The sequence below is a fragment of the Streptosporangium sp. NPDC006013 genome (genome assembly GCF_040614275.1).
Lineage (GTDB): Bacteria > Actinomycetota > Actinomycetes > Streptosporangiales > Streptosporangiaceae > Streptosporangium.
The window spans coordinates 1-3,137 of the sequence record NZ_JBEXUE010000759.1 but is presented as its reverse complement, the minus strand read 5'-3'; the positions used below and the strand labels follow the sequence as shown (position 1 = coordinate 3,137).

Sequence of the window (3,137 nt, the reverse complement as noted above, 5' to 3'; positions counted from 1 at the left end):
CCGCGTTGACGGCGATCTACACGGCGGCGACCCTCGGCCGCCGCAGGCTGGCCGTCTCGCTCGCCGTGGCGCTGGCCGCAGGCGTCTACGGCCCCATCGCGTTGTCCGACTTCGACCCCGAGCCCGGCGACGGGTTCAACCTGCTCAGCGGGTGGCTGGTGGCGATGGTGGTCATCGGAGAGGTCGTCAGGAACCGCCGCGCCTCCGTGCGGGAGGTCGAGCGGCGTGCGGCCGAGGCCGAGCGCACCCGTGAGGAGGCCGCGCTGCGCCGGGCGGGAGAGGAACGGCTGTGGATCGCCCAGGAACTGCACGACACGCTCACCCACAGCATCTCGGTGATCAACGTCCAGGTGGCGGTCGCCCTGGAGCTGCTGGATCGAAAGCCCGAACGGGCCCGCGAGGCGCTGGTCGCGATCAAGGACTCGGGACACGAGGCGATGCGGGAACTGCGCGCCACGCTGGGGGTGCTGCGGCAGGCGGAGCCGGACGGTCCCGAGACGGGGCTGGCCCGTCTGCCGAGGCTGGTGGCCAGGGCCGAGGCGGCGGGGCTGCCGGTGAGGTCCACCACCGTGGGAGTGCCACGGGAGCTTCCCCCGGACGTCGACCGGGCGGCCTACCGCATCACGCAGGAGGCGTTCACCAACGTGCTGCGCCACGCCGGGCGCGCGTCGATCGCGCTGACGCTGGAATACCATCCCGCCATGATCGTGGTACACGTCGAGGACGACGGTGAGTCCGGCACGGGCACCGTGGAGCACGGGATGGGCCTGATCGGGATGCGCGAGCGCGCGGTGGCCGTCGGCGGCTCGCTCACCGCCGGACCGCGCGACCGGCACGGGTTCGCCGTCCGCGCCGAGCTGCCGCTGGCCGGGCAGTCGTGATCCGGGTGCTGCTGGCCGACGACCAGGCGCTGATGCGCGCCGGTTTCCGGGCCCTGCTCGAACTCGCCGACGACATCGTCGTGGTCGGCGAGGCGGGCAACGGGGTGGAGGCCGTCGAGCTGACCCGGCGGCTGCTGCCGGACGTCACGCTGCTGGACGTGCGGATGCCGCTGCTCGACGGGATACAGGCCACCCGCAGGATCGGCGAGGATCCCGAGCTCGACGAAGTCCGGGTGGTGATCCTCACCAACTACGCCCTCGACGAGTACGTCTTCGCCGCCCTGCGCGCGGGAGCCAGTGGATTCCTGCTCAAGGACATCGAGCCCGCCGAACTGCTGCAGTCGGTACGGGTGGCCGCCTGGGGCGACGCGCTGCTTTCGCCGTCCGTCACCCGGCGGCTGATCGAGGAGTACGTCTCCACGCCGCCGCGCCCGGTGGCCGGTCCGGGGCTGGAGCGCCTGACCGAGCGGGAGCGCGAGGTCCTGTCGCTGGTGGCGGCCGGCATGTCCAACGAGGAGATCGCCACCCATCTGGTCATCAGCCACGCCACGGTCAAGACGCACGTCAGCAGGACGATGAGCAAGCTCGGCGCCCGCGACCGCGCGCAACTCGTCGTCTTCGCCTACGAGTCGGGGCACGTCGTCCCGGGAGCCGGTCGCTGAACCGCGCGTCTCCCTGATCGGCCGGGAAATCGGCTCCTCGGGTCGATGAGGCCGCGACGTATGATGTCGTGAATTGCCGCAGTGTCGCGACGGCGCGGGAGACCCTCATGAAGGCGGTTGTCCAGGACGCATACGGCTCACCCGAGGTCCTCGAACTTCGAGAGATCGACAAGCCGGTGGTCAAGGAAGACGAGGTGCTGGTACGGGTTCGCGCGGCTTCCGTCCACCCGGATGTCTGGCACGTCGTGAGTGGCCGACCGTACGTCCTACGTCTGATGGGAGCCGGACTGCTCAGACCGAGGAACCGCGTTCCGGGAACGGATATGGCCGGCAGCGTGGAATCGGTGGGCAAGAACGTGACGCGGTTCCAACCGGGGGACGAGGTGTTCGGCGAGACCATCCATGGCAACCAGTGGAGAAACGGCGGCGCCTTCGCCGAGTACGTGTCCGTCTCACAGGACGCCCTGGCCTCGAAGCCCGGCAACGTCACCTTCGAGCAGGCCGCGGCCGTACCCACCTCCGGACTCATCGCCCTGCAGAACCTTCCGGAGGGACGGCTGCGGCCAGGCCAAAGTGTGCTGATCAACGGTGCCGGCGGCGGCGTGGGGTCCTTCGCCGTACAACTCGCCAAAGCGTACGGGGCGACGGTGACCGGCGTCGATGACAAGGCGAAGCTGGACATGGTGCGTTCGCTCGGCGCGGACCGTGTCATCGACCACACCCGGGAGGACTTCACCCGGAGTGGTGAGCGCTACGACCTGATCTTCGACATTCCCGGGAACCACTCGTTTTCGGACTGCCGGCACGCCCTCATGCCCGAGGGGACATACCTGCTCATCGGGCACGATCGCTTCGGGGACGTGGGTGGCCGCTGGCTGGGAAGCCTGCCGCACTTCTTCAAGCTGATGGCGCTCTCCGTGTTCCGGAGGCAACTGCCGAAGCCGAACTCGTCGATGCCGAGCAGGAAGGACTCGATGGCCGTCCTGGCGGGGCTCCTGGAAACAGGGCAGCTCACGCCGGTCATCGACCGGACGTACCCGCTGGGCGAGGTCCCCGAGGCCATCCGCCGTCTGACCGGGGGCAGGGCCCAAGGAAAGATCGTCATCACCGTGTAGCCAGACGTATGGTCCATGTTCGGGGACGGACGGCCAATGAGGACGAGGCTCGCGACCAGCAGGGGCAACCGGAATGCGCCGGAAATCGGAGCCGAGCAGCTCGGCGTCGACCCGGTGTGCGCGCCGGAGTACCTGATCCGGCCGAAGATCGCCTACGAGCATGCCTGGGAGATCAGGGATCTGCTGGAGCTGTCGGAGTTCTCCGAACGCGAGCAGGAGGTCCGCGACCATCTGGCCGCCCGGGTGCTGGACGGGATCGGCGCCAATACCGCGGTGCAGTTCGTCGGCGGACGGCTGCAGTTGGAGAAGCTCGGCGCGGCCGAGGAGCCGCCGCTGATGAAGGAGCTGCGCTCGCTGCTCGATGACATGGTGCCCCGGCTGGACTTCCCCGAGCTGCTGCTGGAGGTCTTCGACCGCACCGGCCTGCCGGCCGACTTCACCCACATCTCCGGCGCCCATGCCTCCAAGGTGGCATAGGC

Annotated in this window: 4 protein-coding genes; all 4 read left to right on the top strand. The window is 69.4% G+C overall.

Annotation, left to right across the window (positions count from 1 at the left end; genetic code table 11):
• Window positions 1-881: sensor histidine kinase (locus ABZ260_RS49100; RefSeq protein WP_355632301.1), on the top strand; the 881-nt coding region annotated here is incomplete at its 5' end.
• The gene (locus tag ABZ260_RS49095; protein ID WP_355632298.1) at window positions 878-1,543 is read left to right on the top strand and encodes a response regulator transcription factor; all 666 of its coding nucleotides are present in this window, start codon (window positions 878-880) and stop codon (window positions 1,541-1,543) included. The genes ABZ260_RS49100 and ABZ260_RS49095, both read left to right, overlap by 4 nt.
• A 107-nt stretch (window positions 1,544-1,650) precedes the next feature.
• Window positions 1,651-2,658 carry an NAD(P)-dependent alcohol dehydrogenase gene (locus tag ABZ260_RS49090; RefSeq protein WP_355632295.1) on the top strand — a complete coding sequence of 336 codons (1,008 nt, stop codon included), beginning with the start codon at window positions 1,651-1,653 and terminating at the stop codon, window positions 2,656-2,658.
• 36 nt (window positions 2,659-2,694) lie between these two features.
• Window positions 2,695-3,135 carry a DUF4158 domain-containing protein gene (locus tag ABZ260_RS49085; protein ID WP_355632293.1) on the top strand — a complete coding sequence of 147 codons (441 nt, stop codon included), beginning with the start codon at window positions 2,695-2,697 and terminating at the stop codon, window positions 3,133-3,135.
• Window positions 3,136-3,137: the final 2 nt, after the last annotated feature.

Coding starts and splice junctions, on each gene's coding strand:
- ABZ260_RS49090 (WP_355632295.1), top strand. CDS start 1,651: ATGAAGGCGGTTGTCCAGGACGCATACGGCTCACCCGAGGTCCTCGAA.
- ABZ260_RS49085 (WP_355632293.1), top strand. CDS start 2,695: ATGAGGACGAGGCTCGCGACCAGCAGGGGCAACCGGAATGCGCCGGAA.